15 protein-coding genes, 2 tRNA genes, 1 other RNA gene and 1 pseudogene are annotated in these 15982 nt (G+C 72.3%); 9 read left to right on the top strand and 10 right to left on the bottom strand.

Going from position 1 to position 15982, the window contains the following annotated elements:
• Positions 1 to 34 precede the first annotated feature (34 nt).
• From JD77_RS09985 to JD77_RS09975, 3 genes are all read left to right on the top strand, one after another.
• Positions 35 to 121: transfer RNA gene (locus JD77_RS09985), tRNA-Ser, on the top strand.
• Between the two features lie 228 nt (positions 122 to 349).
• On the top strand, positions 350 to 2011 hold the full coding sequence (locus JD77_RS09980) for an FG-GAP repeat protein (protein WP_246140596.1): 1662 nt from the start codon (positions 350 to 352) through the stop codon (positions 2009 to 2011).
• A 385-nt stretch (positions 2012 to 2396) separates the two neighbouring features.
• Positions 2397 to 3641, top strand: coding sequence for an IS110 family RNA-guided transposase (locus tag JD77_RS09975; RefSeq protein ID WP_145772620.1), 1245 nt, complete (start codon positions 2397 to 2399; stop codon positions 3639 to 3641).
• An 11-nt stretch (positions 3642 to 3652) separates the two neighbouring features.
• Here the strand turns inward: JD77_RS09975 and JD77_RS09970 are convergent, their stop codons facing one another.
• From JD77_RS09970 to JD77_RS09960, 3 genes are all read right to left on the bottom strand, one after another.
• Entirely contained in the window at positions 3653 to 3937 is a 285-nt protein-coding gene (locus JD77_RS09970; RefSeq protein WP_145774016.1) for a hypothetical protein, read from the bottom strand.
• Positions 3938 to 4051: 114 nt separating this feature from the next.
• The gene (locus tag JD77_RS09965) at positions 4052 to 4546 is read right to left on the bottom strand and encodes a hypothetical protein (protein WP_387226798.1); all 495 of its coding nucleotides are present in this window, start codon (positions 4544 to 4546) and stop codon (positions 4052 to 4054) included.
• Between the two features lie 32 nt (positions 4547 to 4578).
• A complete protein-coding gene (locus tag JD77_RS09960; protein ID WP_145774014.1) occupies positions 4579 to 5193 on the bottom strand; it encodes a hypothetical protein in 615 nt (204 codons plus the stop codon).
• 372 nt (positions 5194 to 5565) lie between these two features.
• Between JD77_RS09960 and JD77_RS35450 the strand changes: the two are divergent.
• Positions 5566 to 5937 (top strand): annotated as a pseudogene (locus JD77_RS35450) (MFS transporter); the annotation flags it as partial.
• A 390-nt stretch (positions 5938 to 6327) separates the two neighbouring features.
• On the opposite strand, the gene JD77_RS09950 reads toward JD77_RS35450, so the two are convergent.
• The 7 genes from JD77_RS09950 to JD77_RS09920 all read right to left on the bottom strand — a co-directional run bounded on the left by JD77_RS09950 (position 6328) and on the right by JD77_RS09920 (position 9760).
• Positions 6328 to 6846 carry a hypothetical protein gene (locus JD77_RS09950; protein ID WP_145774012.1) on the bottom strand — a complete coding sequence of 173 codons (519 nt, stop codon included), beginning with the start codon at positions 6844 to 6846 and terminating at the stop codon, positions 6328 to 6330.
• 94 nt (positions 6847 to 6940) lie between these two features.
• Complete coding sequence (locus tag JD77_RS09945) at positions 6941 to 7198, bottom strand: hypothetical protein (protein ID WP_145774011.1); 258 nt, start codon at positions 7196 to 7198, stop codon at positions 6941 to 6943.
• A 2-nt stretch (positions 7199 to 7200) separates the two neighbouring features.
• Complete coding sequence (locus tag JD77_RS09940) at positions 7201 to 7416, bottom strand: hypothetical protein (protein ID WP_145774010.1); 216 nt, start codon at positions 7414 to 7416, stop codon at positions 7201 to 7203.
• A gap of 62 nt (positions 7417 to 7478) precedes the next feature.
• Complete coding sequence (locus JD77_RS09935) at positions 7479 to 7676, bottom strand: hypothetical protein (protein ID WP_145774009.1); 198 nt, start codon at positions 7674 to 7676, stop codon at positions 7479 to 7481.
• Complete coding sequence (locus JD77_RS09930; protein WP_145774008.1) at positions 7673 to 7918, bottom strand: hypothetical protein; 246 nt, start codon at positions 7916 to 7918, stop codon at positions 7673 to 7675. The genes JD77_RS09935 and JD77_RS09930 overlap by 4 nt, the downstream gene beginning before the upstream one ends.
• 172 nt (positions 7919 to 8090) lie before the next feature.
• Positions 8091 to 9098 carry a helix-turn-helix domain-containing protein gene (locus tag JD77_RS09925; protein ID WP_145774007.1) on the bottom strand — a complete coding sequence of 336 codons (1008 nt, stop codon included), beginning with the start codon at positions 9096 to 9098 and terminating at the stop codon, positions 8091 to 8093.
• Positions 9099 to 9675: 577 nt separating this feature from the next.
• Positions 9676 to 9760, bottom strand: a tRNA-Ser gene (locus JD77_RS09920).
• 82 nt (positions 9761 to 9842) lie between these two features.
• Here JD77_RS09920 and ffs point away from each other — a divergent pair.
• The 5 genes from ffs to JD77_RS09895 all read left to right on the top strand — a co-directional run bounded on the left by ffs (position 9843) and on the right by JD77_RS09895 (position 15954).
• Positions 9843 to 9932, top strand: an RNA gene (ffs, locus tag JD77_RS09915) — signal recognition particle sRNA small type.
• Positions 9933 to 10039: 107 nt separating this feature from the next.
• On the top strand, positions 10040 to 12685 hold the full coding sequence (locus JD77_RS09910; RefSeq protein WP_246140595.1) for a DNA polymerase III subunit gamma and tau: 2646 nt from the start codon (positions 10040 to 10042) through the stop codon (positions 12683 to 12685).
• Between the two features lie 356 nt (positions 12686 to 13041).
• Positions 13042 to 13350, top strand: coding sequence for a YbaB/EbfC family nucleoid-associated protein (locus JD77_RS09905; RefSeq protein ID WP_246140594.1), 309 nt, complete (start codon positions 13042 to 13044; stop codon positions 13348 to 13350).
• Positions 13351 to 13362: 12 nt separating this feature from the next.
• Positions 13363 to 13956, top strand: coding sequence for a recombination mediator RecR (recR, locus tag JD77_RS09900; protein WP_145774005.1), 594 nt, complete (start codon positions 13363 to 13365; stop codon positions 13954 to 13956).
• A gap of 333 nt (positions 13957 to 14289) precedes the next feature.
• A complete protein-coding gene (locus JD77_RS09895; RefSeq protein WP_145774004.1) occupies positions 14290 to 15954 on the top strand; it encodes an ABC transporter substrate-binding protein in 1665 nt (554 codons plus the stop codon).
• The last annotated feature ends 28 nt before the right edge of the window (positions 15955 to 15982 follow it).

The raw sequence follows: 15982 nt of genomic DNA, 5'->3' as shown, positions 1-15982 counted from the left end.
GCGTCCACGCCCGGCGTGCTGTACCCTACTCGGCGGTGGTGTGTCCGAGTGGCCTAAGGAGCACGCCTCGAAAGCGTGTGAGGGTTTACGCCCTCCGCGGGTTCAAATCCCGCCGCCACCGCTCGGGGAACGCGAGAACGCCCGGCAGGTCCGTGAGGATCGGCCGGGCGTTCCGCTTCCGGTCTCGGTTCGGGTCCTGCTGCGCGGCCAGGCCGACCGTTCGATGGACCGCGCCGCCCGTTCGTCGTTCAGCGTGCCCGTTCATCCGGTTACGGCTATCGATCAACCCCTCTATCGTGTCGGAGCGCCAACAACGAACGGGGGTTCTGTGCGTCGGAAGACTGTGAGTGTGTCGGTCCTGGCCGTCCTGGCCGGTTTGGGGATCAGCGCCCCGGCGGAGGCGGCCGACGACTTCCGGACGATCACCCGGGAGGGGGTCGTCCTGCAGTACCAGCGGGTGGCGACAAAGGGCGTTCCGGTGAAGAGGATCGGTACCCGCCCAGCGCCGGGGACGGGTGTCACCCGTTCCGACTTCGACGGCGACGGTGTCGACGACGTCGCGGTCACCGGCGACCCCTTCGACCCCAACCTGCCCCACTACCCGACCGGCGTGGTCGTCGTGCGGTACTCGTCCGCCCCGCAGGTCGACTACTTCATGGGCGTTCTGCCGCCGGTGGAGGGCGGCTGTAGCTGCTTCGGCGCGGCACTCGCGGCGGGTGACTTCAACGGCGACGGCTACGACGACCTGGCGATCGGTGACTCGGACGAGGTCGATCCGCGCAACAGGATTCACGGCGGCGGGGTCTGGATCGTCCCGGGCAGCAGGACGGGTCTCGTGGTCGACTCGGCGAGCCACTTCAACCAGGGTTCGCCGGGCGTTCCCGACGAGTCGGAGACCAACGACTCGTTCGGGGCAGCGCTCGCGGCCGGCGACATCAACGGGGACGGCCGCGACGATCTCGCGATCGGCGCGTTCTGGGAGTCGATCGGCACCAAGACAGAGGCCGGCGCGGTCACCGTCCTCTTCGGTGGCTCGGGTGGCCTCACCGCGACCGGCGCCCGGCAGTTGCACCAGGACCAGGCCGCGGTGCCCGGCGCGGCCGAGCGCAACGACCACTTCGGCTCCGGGCTCGCGATCGGGAGGGTCAACAGCGACCGGTACGCCGACCTGGTCATCGGCGCGCCGCGGGAGAACGAGGGCACGAGCTGGTACGGCAGCGGCATGGTCACGCTGATGTGGGGCTCGGCGAGCGGGGTGTCGTTCAGCGGTGCGACCTCCGTCACCGGTGCGGCCATCTACGAGGCGACCGGCCATCCCGACACCATCGCCTGGTACCTGGGTGGAACTCTCGCGGTCGGCGACGTGAACGGCGACGGGCTGGGCGAGGTGATCGCCGGGGTGCCCGGTGCCCAGACCCCGCACATCAACGCTGGTCTCGTCGCGGCCTTCACCGGCCGGTCCGGTGGCCTGTCCAGCAGCGCCGTGAAGGTCGTCACGCAGCGCACGGCCGGTGTGCCGGGCGACCCCGAGGACGACGACCGCTTCGGCGCGACGCTCGCGGTCGGCGACGTGACCGGCGACGGCAAGGCGGACGTGCTGGTCGGCGCGCCCGGCGAGGCCATCGGCTCGACGGCCGAGGCCGGCACGGTCGTCCTGCTCAAGGGTTCCGCCGCCGGGCTGACCGGCAGCGGCGCCCAGGGATTCGACCAGAACCACCCGGTCGTCCCGGACGCGGCGGAGCGCGGGGACAAGTTCGGTGGCTCCGTCGCACTGCTGAACCTCGACGGAAGCGGCGGGCTGGACGCCGTCGTGGGGTCCTACGGGGAAGAGGTGCCCGACGACATTCGCGGGTACGCGTCCGGGGCCATGACCGTGTTCCACGGTTCCACCGGCGGGCTTGTGCCGCAGTCCACCTCGTGGAGCGGTGCGACCCTGCGCACCGACCGCTTCTGGCCCAAGCGGTACGGCTTGCAGGTCGCCGGGCCGCAGGGCGGAGGCCCGGTGTACTGAGCCGCCGCGGTCCGCAGGACCGGGACGAACGCAACCCTGCCAGATGGCAACGCCCGGTCGGGTCCATCACGGACCGGCCGGGCGTTGTCACGTGTAGGGCATGGTCGGCGGGCCGGCCCCGGCAGGGCCGGCCCGCCGTGGCTCATTGGTGCACCCTTGTCTCACTCGAGCTGACGTTGGTTCGAGTGCACCGGTGACCGTCGGGCCATCGCCCAGCTCGCTCGACCTTCGAGGTCCAGCGTGAGTTCTGCGAGGCCCGGCGGCCCGGGACACCCCGACTGGCAACAGGGCTATGCGCCATCGAGCGCCGCTCAATGAGCGACCGGCAGTGGTGTCCCGGAACCGCCAGGTGCTTCCCCACTGGTAGCGCAGCGGAGAGGCAACTATGAGTGTGACCGACACCGCCGCGTCGGCGCGAGGGAACTCGGCCGGGGTGGACTGGGCCAAGGACGACTACGCGGTCTGCGTGGTCGACGCCGACGGTGAGCCGTTGGAGCGGCTGACGCTGAAATACACCAGGACCGGCCTGAGACGGCTGATCGACCTGCTCGACCGGCATCGGGTGGACGCGGTCGGCATCGAACGCCCGGACGGGCCGATCGTAGATGCGTTGCTGGCCGCCGAGGCGACCGTGTACGTGATCCCACCCTCGCAGGTCAAGGCACTGCGCCGACGGTACGGCTCGGCCGGGAACAAGGACGACCGGTTCGACGCCTACGTCCTGGCCGACACCGTCCGCACCGACCGGCGCCGGCTGACCCCGCTCGTGCTGGACAGCGAGACAACCACCGGGCTGCGCAAGCTGTGCCGCGCTCGCAAAGACCTGGTCGCCCACCGCATCGCGGTCGCCAACCAGCTGCGCGCCCACCTGGCCACGGCGCTGCCGGCCACCGTCGAGCTGTTCAACGAGATCGACTCGTCGATCAGCCGGCAGTTCCTGACCCGGTTCACCACCCAGGACGCCCTGGACTGGCTGTCGCCCAAGCGCCTGGCCGCCTGGCTGAAGAGCGTGAGCTACTGCGGCCGCACCGACCCAGCCGTGCTGCACACCCGCATCAACGCCGCGCCTCGCGGCGCCACCGGCGACTACGGACAGACCCTGGCCGGCATCACCCGCGCCTACCTCGCCACCCTGGCCGCCATCGTGGCCCAGATCGACACCCTGAACCAGCAGATCACCGAAGCCCTCGACCTGCACCCCGACCGGGACATCTTCACCAGCCTGCCCCGCTCCGGCACCGTCCGCGCCGCCCGGCTGCTCGCCGAGATCGGCGACGCCCGCGGCCGGTTCCCCACCCCAGCGTCCCTGGCCTGCCTCGCCGGCGTCGCACCCTCGACCCGCGAATCCGGCAAAGTCCGCATCGTGACCTTCCGCTGGGCCGTGGACAAACAACTGCGCGACGCCGTCTGCGACTTCGCCGGCGACAGCCGCCACGCCAACCCCTGGGCCGCCGACCTCTACCAACGAGCCCGAGCCCGCGGCCACGACCATCCCCACGCGGTCCGTATCCTGGCCCGCGCCTGGCTGGACATCATCTGGAAATGCTGGACCACCAACACCCCCTACGACCCGGACCGCCACCGAGCCCTCCAACACCTGCTCAAACAAGATCATCAAGTGGCGGCTTGACACAGGGCAACTCACGCGGCCGGGAGGCTCGCGTCCCGGTGGGTGAGCTGGTACGCCGCGTCGACCGAGTCGGCCTCCAGCAGCACCGTGACCGGGCCGGCGGGCAGGGAGCAGGTGATCGTCCGCTCGACGGCGTACCCGGTGGGCCCGCAGTAGCGGATGCCGCTGGCATCGAAGACCGACATCCGGGCGTCACCGCTGCCGGCGGTCCGCTTCCAGGTGATCGACTCCCCGGCCCCGCGCTGGTCCGCCGGGATCGAGAAGCAGACGGCGAACCGGTCGGCCCCGGTGGTCACCGTGGCGCCGGCCGCACTCCCCGTGAAGCATCCCGCACGACCTGTGCGGGCGGGGGAATCATTCCATGGTGGTCGATCACCGACAACAAGGTTCTCGTCGGGTCCGTTCCGTCGTCAACAGGGGCCGTGGCCCTCGTCGAAGAGGCGGCGGGCCCAGTCGGCGTACCCGACGATGACTTTCCGGACCGTGCCGCCGTCGTGCAGGAAGAGGTACGCGCGGTCACCGCTGGCGGCCAGCAGCCCGTCGAAGCGGTGCGTCCCCTGTGGGGCGACGAGCCGGTGCGTCGTCCGGTAGCGGGCCTGGACCTCGGCGACCGGGGTGCCGACGGTGATCCCCTCCGGCGTGCGGAAGGAGTCGTCGACCCAGAGCAGCACCAGCCGGTCGTCGACGAAGACCGGGCTCGCCGCCGCGTGGCCCGCGAGCGTCAGGCCGCACGCCTCGACCCCCGCCTGCAACAGCCCTCGGCGGGTCAGGTCCTGCTCGGTGTCGCCGAACTCGACGTCGGGCAGGCCGTTGAGGTCCATTACCTGGTCGTTGCCGGCTGGTCTCGCGTCGTCGACCGGCCGGTGTGGACGTACGCCGCTGCCGGCGATGGACGCGGCGGTCAGCAGCGCCGCGATGAATCCGAATTGTCGCAACTTCATGGAATCCCCCAGTCCACAACGGGACCGGGGCGCTCAGGTTGCTGCCGATCGGCGGATTGCCGGTTTTCCCACTCCTCGGCCAGGTCGTCCCAGTAGTCGGCGGACAGCCCGCGCCGGCCGTGCGCCAGCCACCCGGCGGTGTTCCGCTCCAGGTGCAGGCCCAGCTCGGCGAACGGGTCGATCCACCGGCCCGGCTCCGCGCCGATGCGGACCAGCGCCGCGTTGAGCGGCCACCGTTCGCGCGGGGCGTCGAGCACGTCGTCGAAGTGCGGCCCCCAGCTCACGGCGCCGCCCAGCCAGACCATCGACGCCTGCCGCCCGAGGCCGCCGGAGAACTCCGCCTCCAGGTACGCCACCGGCCCCTGCCGGGACCACCGCGCCAGCAACCCGGTCAGGGCCGGCGAGAGCACCAGCTCGAACGGTTGCTCGGGGCTCGGCTTCCCGACGGCGAAGTCCGGCAGCGCGCCGGTCAGTTCCTCGACCAACTGCGGGGTGAGCGGCAGCAGCGCGAAGTCCTGGCGCAACGCGGCCAGGACCGCGTGGTCCAGGTCGGCGGTCTGCTCGCGGAGCAACTCGACGTCGGCGACGACCGCGCTGAGCTGGTAACTCATCGGACCTCTCGGGCGGGTGGGTGACGTCAGTCGGGCTGCGCCGGGTCCGTCATCTCGAAGGCCAGCACCGTCGCGCCCACCCGGACCGTACCGGGGGCGTGCGGGGGGCGCGCCGCGTCGTGCAGCTCGGTCAGGATCGCGTGCAGGCGTTGCCGGGCGGCCGCCCAGTCCGCCGGGGAGACCCACAGCTCGGCGTCGGTCGTCAGGCCCGCCGACTCCGGCGCCCGGGCCGGCCCTGATCGCCCCGCTGATCGGCGTGCTCGCCGACCGGGTCCGCCGCCGCCCGCTGCTGATCGCCCTGCACGCCGTGATGGCGGGCCTGCTTCCGGCACTGCTGCTGGTGGACTCCGCGGGGCCGTCGGGTACGCCGTCGTGGATGCCGGCCTCCACCGGCCGCCGGAGTTCAACGGTGTGCTCGCCACCGTCCAGGGCGTGGGTTCCCTGGTCGGCGGCCTGGCCACCGGGGCGCTGCTGCGTCGCCTCGGCGACCGGCGGGTGATGGCCGCGGCGGTCGCGGTGTTCGCCGCCGGCCTGGCGCTGCGGGCCGCGCCCTCGCTCACCGCGGTGGTCGCCGGCAGCCTGGCGGTCGGGCTCGGCGTGCCGCTGGCGCTCGTCACCGTCTGGAGCGCGGTGCAGCGGGAGACGCCGGGCGCGCTGGTCGGTCGGGTCTCCGCCACGGTCAACATGCTCACCTTCGGCCTCGGCACGGTCGCCGTGGCGACCGGCGCGAGCCTGCTGGCGCTGGCCGGCCACCCGGCGATCCTGCTGGCCGCGGCGCTGGTCGCCGTGGTGCTCTCCGGCTGGGCGCTGCGCGGGGGCGGCGCGCGAGGCGGTCGCCGTCGGGTGGAGTGCTTGCCGCCCCCGTCGAGTCGGGCCGGGGAGCCTGTTGATCGTCTGCTGCCCGGCGACAGTCCCGCCCGCGTGTCGTCTCCCTTGAGCAGCAGGCGATCAGGAAGCGTTGCGGGTCGAGCAGGTGTGTGCTTGGCCCGATGGTCAGCGGTACTCAACAATGCGGCCCCGCTCCCATTGGCGGCGGGAGCGGGGCCGCGTGCTGCTACACGGTTGCTCGGCCGGTGCCGGGGCAGGTGCCACGGCTACCTATCGCCTGGTGCGGCGGGCAGGACCCGCCGCAGGCTACGCCGACACGGGCTCCGCAGACGGAGCACTGACTTTGAGGTGCCATTCACGGACTCCTTGGGGGATCTGGTAGTCCGGGTAGGGGTCGGTCTCGGGCTCGGCCGCCGAGCCGGACGCCGAGGTCGCGCGCAGGTAGATCGCGGACCCGTCACTGGCGGTGATGCGCAGGGCGGCGGCGACCGGTGACTCGACGCCGGCCTGCCGGCACAGCTCCCACGACCGGATGGCGTCCGGCCGTGCGACGTCGAGCAGCTGGTGGGCGAGCACGAGGATGCGAGCCGCACGCCACTTCGGCGGCAGCGGCTCGCTGGGCAGCGGCACCGGCGTGACATCACGCGGCGGCAGCGCGGCCCACAGCATCGCGGCGGACCCCGACCGGTGCAGCACCTTGACGCCCGGGGGCGACTGGCCGCCGGGCTGTGCGTCTCGGCCGTACCGCTCGACGGCGGTGACGTCCGGGTGCTCGGCGGCCCGGAAGAGGGCTTCCATGATGTCCAGGGCCTGGGTTACCTGCACGGATGCTCTCCTGATCTGTCGGGGATCGTGGCAGCTCACGGGCCGGGTCAGTCTACCGGCGGGGCGGCGGTGCTCGGCTCCGACGCACGCCGGCCTACCGGTTCGCCGCGTCGTAGAGGGCCTCGCTGCGCGCCGTGATCTCGATGCACCACGGCTCCGGGCAGTCGACCGAAGCCCACCGGCACTCCAGGCCGTGGCCGCGGACCCGCACCCAGCCGGGCACGTCGGTCGGCTCGCCGCCGACATCGACGACCCGCAGATCCAGGTACGTCGTGCCGAGCTGCCCGCCGTGCGTGGCCCACTCGCCGGCGCGCAGGGACAGCCGGGTGTCGGCCGGGAGCCTGATCTCCACCGTCACTCCTCCAGGCCGACGTAGCGGGCGTAGATGGTGATCCGCCCGTCGACGGTCCGGCAGACCGCCTCGTACGCGCCGGCCGGCTGCCACGCCAGGTCCAGGCCCTGCCGGATCCGGGTCACCAGCACCCGCGCCCCCGCGCCCTCCACGACCACACCCCACGCCTCGGGCTGCTCGCGCAGCTCGGCAGCCGCGCGCCGGGCGGCCCCGGTCATGAGTGCGTTGTTGCCGCGTCGAGCCGGCGGGGGTGGCCGTTCCCAGCGGACCACCCCTGCTGTCACCATGACCCCACCAGCGCCCGGAACTGCGCCATGTTGGCGGCGGCCAGGTCGACCAGGGACCTCGCCCAGGCGAGCTGGTCGCAGCCCTGCTCGGTGCACCGCTGGCAGGGCCGGCCGGCGTCGTGGTCGCCGACGACGAGGCTGGCGACGAACAGCACGTCGTTCGGGTTCATGCGGTCCTCGACCCGGCTCACCGCTCGGTCCTCGTTCCGTAGCAGGTGAGCTGGCCCAGGGTCATCCGCACGGTCGGGACGATCTGCGTCGGCTCGCAGTACCAGCGGGTGTCCCGCGCCCGCTGTGCCTGGTCGAGGAGCCGCTGCCGGGCGGCTGCCTGCTCGGCGGCCTGGTGACGCTGGCCGGTCCCGGGCGGCGGGGGCGGGTCGGACCGCCGCAGCAGCCACCGCACGATGTTGCGCACCTCGGACCAGATCGCCACCAGATCGCCTCCCTCATCCTCGTAACCGGGGGAGGGCGGCGACGGTGCTCGCATACATCGTTCGGGTCAATGACTGGACACCGCCGCCACCCACGAGCATCGTGCGGTTACGGAATGCGTCCAGGGCAGGTGTGCAGCGTCCGCCACCTGTCCACACCTGTCCGCAGACAGATCAGGCGGCGGCGACCGTCAAGGCTTGCCGGTACTCCGTCGTCCACTCGGCGTCGCGCTGATCGTCCGGCAGGCCCTGCAAGCCGGCGCGGAGGTTGTCCGCTGCGGTGGCCTTGTCGCCGAGCGCCAGGTACGCCAGCCCGAGACCCATCCGGGAGAAAGTCGGCGTCAGCCAGTACGCGGCGGCCGGCGGGGACTCAGACTCGGCGGCCTCAGTGAGATCGCTTGCCTCACCGAGCAGGCGTTCGGCGGCAGCCCGATCACCAAGCAGGGCGTATCCGTGCGCGGCCTGCACCGCGTCGCCGACCCGTTGCAGGGCGGACGATCCTGGAGTGTGGTACGCGGCGAGGAAGTGCCGCACGATGCCGCGAGGGTTGCCGCGCTGGCGTTCGAGGTAGCCGCGGAAGTTTTCCACCTGCGCGGCGAGCGGGCCGCTGTCGACCGCGTCGGCTTCGTCGGCGGCCTCGATCAGCACCCGTACCGCCTCGGCGTCGTTGCGCGCTTCAGCGTGCAGCCAGCCCACGAACTGTGTCCACTCTGCGGCAATGGCTTGCAGTTCGGGTGCGTGCGGGCCCCGGGCTCGCGCGGCCAGATCCTGCATGGTGCGCCACTGTGGCACGGCCGACGGCAGCATCACTGGTGCCGCGATGGCGTCGTCAAGGCGTCGCTGCGCAGCCAGCACGTCCGCGAGCAGGCGAACGGTCGCGGCGTCCAGCCGGGTCGGTTGCGCAATCGCGTACGCGATCCGCTGATCGTCGTCGGGTGTGGTCACGGCCGGCGTTTCGGCGACCATTGCTGTGAGCGTCCCGTTGGCCTGCAAGGTGTCGTCGAGGTGGCCGGCGACGTCGCACGTCGGCCGGATACGACCGACCTCAAGATCGTGCAGGTAGCTCTTGCTGTAGTGGACGCGTCTGGCCAGGTCGCGCAGCGACATGCCGCGCTCGCGGCGTAGTCGGGCCAGTTCGGCGGGGAATCGTTGGTCTACGGCGGTACGGATACGGGCCGGCATGGGATCTCCCAGGGAGAGGACTGGGCAGCGGCCTTGCCGGCATTACCCGGCCGGGCCACTGTCGACGGTACCGTCGGCTGGCCGGTCGGTGGGTCTGCAAATGGGAAGTGCGGCGTGGCGCGCGTGGGGCGGCGGGGGCCGAGGAGCAACTTCAGGGAAGTTGTGGCCTCAACGGCGCTTCGAGGCCACAACTTTCCTGAAGTTGCGAGTCCCCGCATGGTTCCGGAGCCCTCGTCGTTGGCGTCGTGGCTGGGGCTCACACCAGCTCACGGCCTGCCGGGTGTCAGGGTCGATGGAGTCGCGCGAGAGACGCGACCGATGCGATCAGCGCCGCGGCGACTGCACGCGCGCGAGACTGGCAGCCGTACGCCCCGCATGCGCATCTCCGGAGAGTGAGTGAGCGGGCGCGCACGCAGGCATCGACAATTGCTTATGCCGGTGCGCGGTTGGCTGGTGGTGGGAGCCGATCCAAGATCGGCGGGGGCGTGAATCAACAACTGATGAGGACGGGAGTAACCCCGGAGACGACAGAGGGCCGGTCCCCGCGGGCCGGCCTTATCGCCTGTGCTGCTCAGAGCGGAGGATACGAGATTCGAACTCGTGAGGGTGTGAACCCAACACGCTTTCCAAGCGTGCGCCCTAGGCCTCTAGGCGAATCCTCCGCGAGCCAGGATACAGGTACCCGGCGCGGCGGTTACCCCACCACCCCCTGAAGATCCACGGAACGTCGGGTAGGCTGGGTGGCACCTCCCGTGCGGCGGTACCTCGTGAACCTCCCCAGGGCCGGAAGGCAGCAAGGATAAGCGAGCTCTGCCGGGTGCACGGGAGGCCTTTTTGTCTCTGGTGCCCGGTAGTCTCCCTGCCTGTCCGGTCACGGGGTGGTGGGTGGTCACCCGCGCCTGACCGGCGCAGAATGGCTCGGTCGAGAGGAGGCGGGACGGGTGACACTGGCCCTCTACCGCAAGTACCGGCCGCGTACGTTCGCCGAGGTCATCGGGCAGGAGCACGTCACCGAGCCGCTGTCGCAGGCGCTGCGCAGCGGGCGGCTCAACCACGCGTACCTCTTCTCCGGCCCGCGCGGCTGCGGCAAGACCTCCAGCGCCCGCATTCTCGCCCGCTCGCTGAACTGCGAGCAGGGCCCCACCCCCGAGCCGTGCGGCCAGTGCGAGTCCTGCCGCTCGCTGGCCACCGACGGGGCCGGCTCGATCGACGTCATCGAGATCGACGCGGCCAGCCACGGCGGCGTCGACGACGCCCGGGAGTTGCGCGAGAAGGCGTTCTTCGCGCCGGCCCGCAGTCGGTTCAAGATCTACGTCATCGACGAGGCGCACATGGTCTCGTCGGCCGGCTTCAACGCCCTGCTGAAGCTGGTCGAGGAGCCGCCGGAGTACGTCAAGTTCATCTTCGCGACGACCGAGCCGGAGAAGGTCCTCGGCACGATCAAGTCGCGGACCCACCACTACCCGTTCCGGCTGATGCCGCCGAAGGTGCTCCGGCCGTACCTGGAGCAGCTCTGCGAGGCCGAGGGGGTCACGGTCGAGCCGGCGGTCTTCCCCCTCGTGGTGCGCGCCGGTGGCGGCAGCGCCCGGGACAGCCTCTCCGTGCTCGACCAGCTCATCGCCGGCGCCGGGCCCGAGGGGGTCAGCTACGCCCGGGCCGCCGCGCTGCTCGGCGTCACCGACTCCGCGCTGATCGACGAGATGTGCGACGCGCTGGCCGCCGGGGACGGGGCCGCCGCGTACGCCACCGTCGACCGGGTCGCCGAGGCCGGGCACGACCCGCGCCGGTTCGCCTCCGACCTGCTGGAGCGGCTGCGCGACCTGATCGTCCTCCAGCAGGTGCCGGACGCCGCCGAGAAGGGCCTGATCGACGGCCCGGCCGACCAGATCGAGCGGATGACCGCCCAGGCGGCGCGGCTGGGGCCGGGCACCCTGTCCCGGTGCGCCGACATCGTGCACAACGGCCTGGTCGAGATGCGCGGCACCACCGCGCCGAGGCTGCTGCTGGAGCTGATCTGCGCCCGGATGCTGCTGCCCGGCGCGGACGACTCGACCGGCGGCCTGCTCCAGCGCCTGGAGCGGATGGAGCGCCGGCTCACGCTGGGTGGCGCCGAGCCGCCGCCGGCCGCCGTCGACCCCGCGCCGGTCGCTCCGCCCTCCGCCGGCTCCGCGCCGGTCGCCCCGCCCTCCGCCGGCTCCGCGCCGGTCGCCCCGCCGGTCCCGGTACGCCCGGAGCCCGCCACCCCGCCTGCGGCGGCTGCCGCGCCTGTCGCGCCGGCGGCGGCGTCCGCCGCCCCGGCGGGTGACCCGCCGCCGTCCAGTGCTCCGGCCCAGGCGGCCCCGGTCGCGCCCCGGCGGGAGGTCCCGCCGGAGGCGGTCATGCCCGACCCGGTCACCCCCGAGCCGCCCCGCCCCGGCAGCGAGACGCCGGGCGCGCTGGACGCGGTCGCGGTGCGCCGGGCCTGGCCGGAGGTGGTCGGCAAGGTCAACCGGACCAACAAGCGGATCGCGGCGCTGATGCGCGACGCGGTCGTCCGGGAGTTGGACGGCGACACGCTGGTGCTGACGGTCAAGTCGACGGTGCTGGCCAAGATGATGTCCGACCACGCCGCGGTGCTCACCGACGCGCTCTACGAGGAGTTGGGCGGGCGCTGGCAGATCCGCTGCGAGGTCTCCGGCGAGCGGGGCGGCGTCGCGCTGGGCGGCGGTCCCCGGCCGGCGGCCCCCGCGCCGGCTCGCCAGGCGCCCCGGCCGCCACGCCCCGGCCGCCACGCCCCGGCCGCCACGCCCCGGCCGCCACGCCCCGGCCGCCACGCCCCCGGCCGCCACGCCCCCGGCCGCCACGCCCCCGGCCGTCACGCCCCCGGCCACCGCGGCTCCGGCCGCCACGCCCCCGGCCACCGCGGCTCCGGGTGCCTCCGCCCAGGGAGCCTCCGCGCCCGCCCGCCCCTCTGCCGGCCCGGCGGGCCGTGGCGGCACCGGGGCGGCCCGGTCGGGTGGCACGCCGGGCGGTTCGGGCGACGCGGACGACGACTGGCCCGAGCCGGCCCGCCCCGGCGGGGCGGCTCCCACCGCGAGCACTGCCCAGGACGAGGAATGGCCGGAGCCGGCCCGCCCGGGCTCCGCCGCCCCGGCGTCGGTCGTGCCCCCGGCGTCGGTCGGGCCCCCGAGGGCGGCCGGGCCGGCCGCCGCGGCGGCTCCGGTCACCGCCCCGGCCGGCTCCGCCGCGACGGCGGGCCCGGCACCGGCCGCCAGTCCGGCTGGCGGCGCCGGCGGCAGCGGCGGCGGTGTCGGAGGGAGACCGGTCAGCAGCGGCCTCGCCGCCGCGCGGGCCGCCGCGGCCGGCCGCGGCCCGCGTACCGAGAACGGGGCCCGGAGGAACGCGGACGCGGCGCGCAGGACCGCGGAGGCCGACTGGGCCGGCGAGCCGCCGTACGACCCGGACTACGACGGGCCGCTGCCCGGCGCGGGACGTCCGGGGCCGACGGCGCCGGCGACCCCGACGACGCCGACCTACGAGGGCTTCGACCCGGGCGACGAGCCGCTGGACGAGGTGATCGACGAGCGGACCGCCCGGCAGTCGAGTGAGGAGCAGGCGGTGCGGCTGCTCCGGGAGGTCTTCGGGGCCGAGAAGATCGACGAGGTGGACGCCCGCTGACAACCCGGCCGCGCCCCCGAGGACGGACATCCGACGCGAATGGGCGCGGTCGGGCGGATTGATCCACTCGGTGTCGGCGACATGGCGGCATCCGCGTGGCTCGGACACCCCACGTCGCCGACATGGAGTCGATCACGGCGCACCCGGGAACCGCGGATGGCCCCATGCCGCCGACATCGGGGCGTCGCCCGTGCCGCGGAACGGGTCGTGTGCCGACTAGGCTGGGCGCGGCCGAGCAGACGAGTGCGAGAAGGAGCCATCCGTGCGCCCAGGTGGACAGCCGAACATGCAGCAGATGCTGAAGCAGGCGCAGAAGATGCAGCAGCAGATCGCCAAGGCGCAGGCCGAGCTGGCCGAGGCGGAGCTGACCGGCACGGCGGGCGGGGGCCTCGTCACCGCGACCGTCGCCGGCACGGGCGAGCTCAAGGCGATCCGGATCGACCCGAAGGCGGTCGACCCGGAGGACGTGGAGACCCTGGAGGACCTGGTCGTCGCGGCCGTGCACAACGCCGCCGAGGCGGCGCGGGAACTGACCGAGAAGAAGATGGGCCCGGTCGCGGGCGGCATGGGCGGCCTCGGCCTGCCCGGTTTCTGAGCCGGCCGACAGATGTACGAGGGTGCCATCCAGGACCTGATCGACGAGCTGGGGCGGCTGCCGGGCGTCGGCCCGAAGAGCGCCCAGCGGATCGCCTTCCACGTCCTGTCCGCGGATCCGGCCGACGTCAACCGGCTGGCCGGCGCGCTGCGCAAGGTCAAGGATCTGGTGCGCTTCTGCACCAGCTGCTACAACGTCGCCGAGTCCGAGCAGTGCCGGATCTGCCGCGACCCGCGCCGCACCGACGAGGTGCTCTGCGTGGTCGAGGAGCCGAAGGACGTGGTGGCGATCGAGCGGACCGGCGAGTTCCGGGGCCGCTACCACGTGCTCGGCGGCGCGATCAACCCGCTGGAGGGGATCGGGCCGGACAATCTGCGCATCCGGGAGCTGATGGCCCGGCTCGGCGGCGGGACGGTCCGCGAGTTGATCCTCGCCACCGACCCGAACACCGAGGGCGAGGCGACCGCGACGTACCTGGCCCTGATGGTCAAGCCGATGGGGATCGCGGTGACCCGGCTGGCCAGCGGCCTGCCGGTCGGCGGCGACCTGGAGTACGCCGACGAGATCACCCTCGGCCGCGCGTTCGAGGGACGCCGGGCGGTCTGACCCCTCGGGGAGGCATGCGACGAGGGCCGGACGGGCCGGCCGCCCGGCGCCGGCCGTCACCGCCGCCCCGGCCCCGGCCGCGTCCGGTCGGTGATCTGACACCTGGTGGTGGCAACGAACGAGGCGATGTAACAGTTTGGCATCGCGCTTTCGGATCTTCCACTACGCAGGTCACCGACCTTCGAATCGTCGGTGGTGTTGCCGCTGGGACACGATCCGATACCAACCCGTTCATCGATGGTTCCCGGACGGTCCGAACGGGGGCTAAGGTCACCGCCATCGGTGACCCTGTCACCACGTTGTCCGTACCCCCAAGGACGAGGTGAAGCACCCATGCGTGCACCCAGGCCGAAGGTCGCTGTAGCGGCCGTCGCGGTCGCGGCCCTCGCGGTAGCAGGCTGCGCCGAGAGCAACCGCGAAGAAGGTTCCAGCGGTAGCAAGAAGGACACCCTGGTCTTCGGCGTCGCCGGCGACCCGAAGGTCCTCGACCCCAGCCTCGCCAGCGACGGCGAGTCGCTGCGCTTCGCGCGTCAGGTCTTCGAGACCCTGGTCCGGCCCGAAGAGGGTGGCACCAAGGTCACCCCGGGCCTGGCCGAGTCCTGGACCCCGGACGCCGCCGGCACCACCTGGACCTTCAAGCTCCGCTCCGGAGTGAAGTTCCACGACGGCGCGGACTTCAACGCCGAGGCCGTCTGCGCCAACTTCGACCGGTGGTACAACGCCAAGGGTCTCATGCAGAGCCCGGACGTGACCCCGTACTGGCAGGACGTCATGGGTGGCTTCGCCAAGAACGAGGACGAGGCGCTGCCGCCAAGCCTCTTCAAGTCCTGCACGGCCAAGGACGCCACCACTGTGGATCTGGCGTTCACCCGGGTCTCCAGCAAGATCCCGGCCGCGCTGATGCTGCCGTCGTTCTCCATCCACAGCCCGAAGGCGCTGCAGCAGTACGACGCCAGCAACGTCGGCGGCACCGCCGAGGACATCAAGTACCCGTCGTACGCGATGGAGCACCCGACCGGCACCGGCCCGTTCAAGTTCAAGTCCTGGGACGTCGCCAACAAGACGCTCACCATCGAGCGCAACGACGACTACTACGGCAACAAGGCCAAGCTGAAGACCATCATCTACAAGACCATCTCGGACGAGAACGCCCGCAAGCAGGCGCTGCGCTCCGGCGACATCCAGGGGTACGACCTGGTCGGCCCGGCCGACGTCGACCCGCTGAAGAAGGAGGGCTTCAACGTCCTCACCCGCCCGGCCTTCAACATCCTCTACCTGGCGATCAACCAGAAGGGGAACCCGAAGCTCGCCGACATCAAGGTCCGCCAGGCGATCGCGTACGCGTTGAACCGCCAGGCGCTGGTCGACTCGAAGCTGCCCCCGGGCGCCAAGGTCGCGCTGAACTTCCTGCCGGACACCGTCGAGGGCTTCAACCCGGACGTCACCAAGTACGACTACAACCCGGAGAAGGCCAAGCAGCTGCTGGCCGAGGCCGGTGCGTCGAACCTGACCCTGCGGTTCCACTACCCGACCGAGGTCACCCGGCCGTACATGCCGAACCCGAAGGACATCTTCGAGCTGCTGTCGGCGGACCTGAAGGCCGTGGGCATCAACGTCCAGGCCATCCCGCTGAAGTGGAGCCCGGACTACCTGAACGCCACCACCTCCGGCAACAAGCACGACATCCACTTCCTCGGCTGGACCGGTGACTACGGCGACGCCTACAACTTCATCGGCACCTTCTTCGACCGGCAGAAGGACGAGTGGGGCTTCAACAACCCCGAGCTCTTCGCGCAGTTCAAGGACGCCGACACCACCGCCGACCCGGCGGCCCGGGTGGAGAAGTACAAGGCCCTGAACAAGGCCATCATGGACTTCCTGCCGGGTGTGCCGGTCTCGCACTCGCCGCCGGCGATCGTGTTCGCCAAGGACGTGACCGGGATCAAGGCGAGCCCGCTCACCGACGAGCGGTACGCCACCGCAGAGTTCAAGTCCTGACCTGACGGCAAGGGCAAGCGGGCGGGTG

The sequence above is a fragment of the Micromonospora olivasterospora genome (assembly GCF_007830265.1).
GTDB lineage: Bacteria > Actinomycetota > Actinomycetes > Mycobacteriales > Micromonosporaceae > Micromonospora > Micromonospora olivasterospora.
The sequence above is the reverse complement of the archived record's forward strand: the minus strand, read 5'-3'. Positions and strand labels throughout refer to the sequence as shown.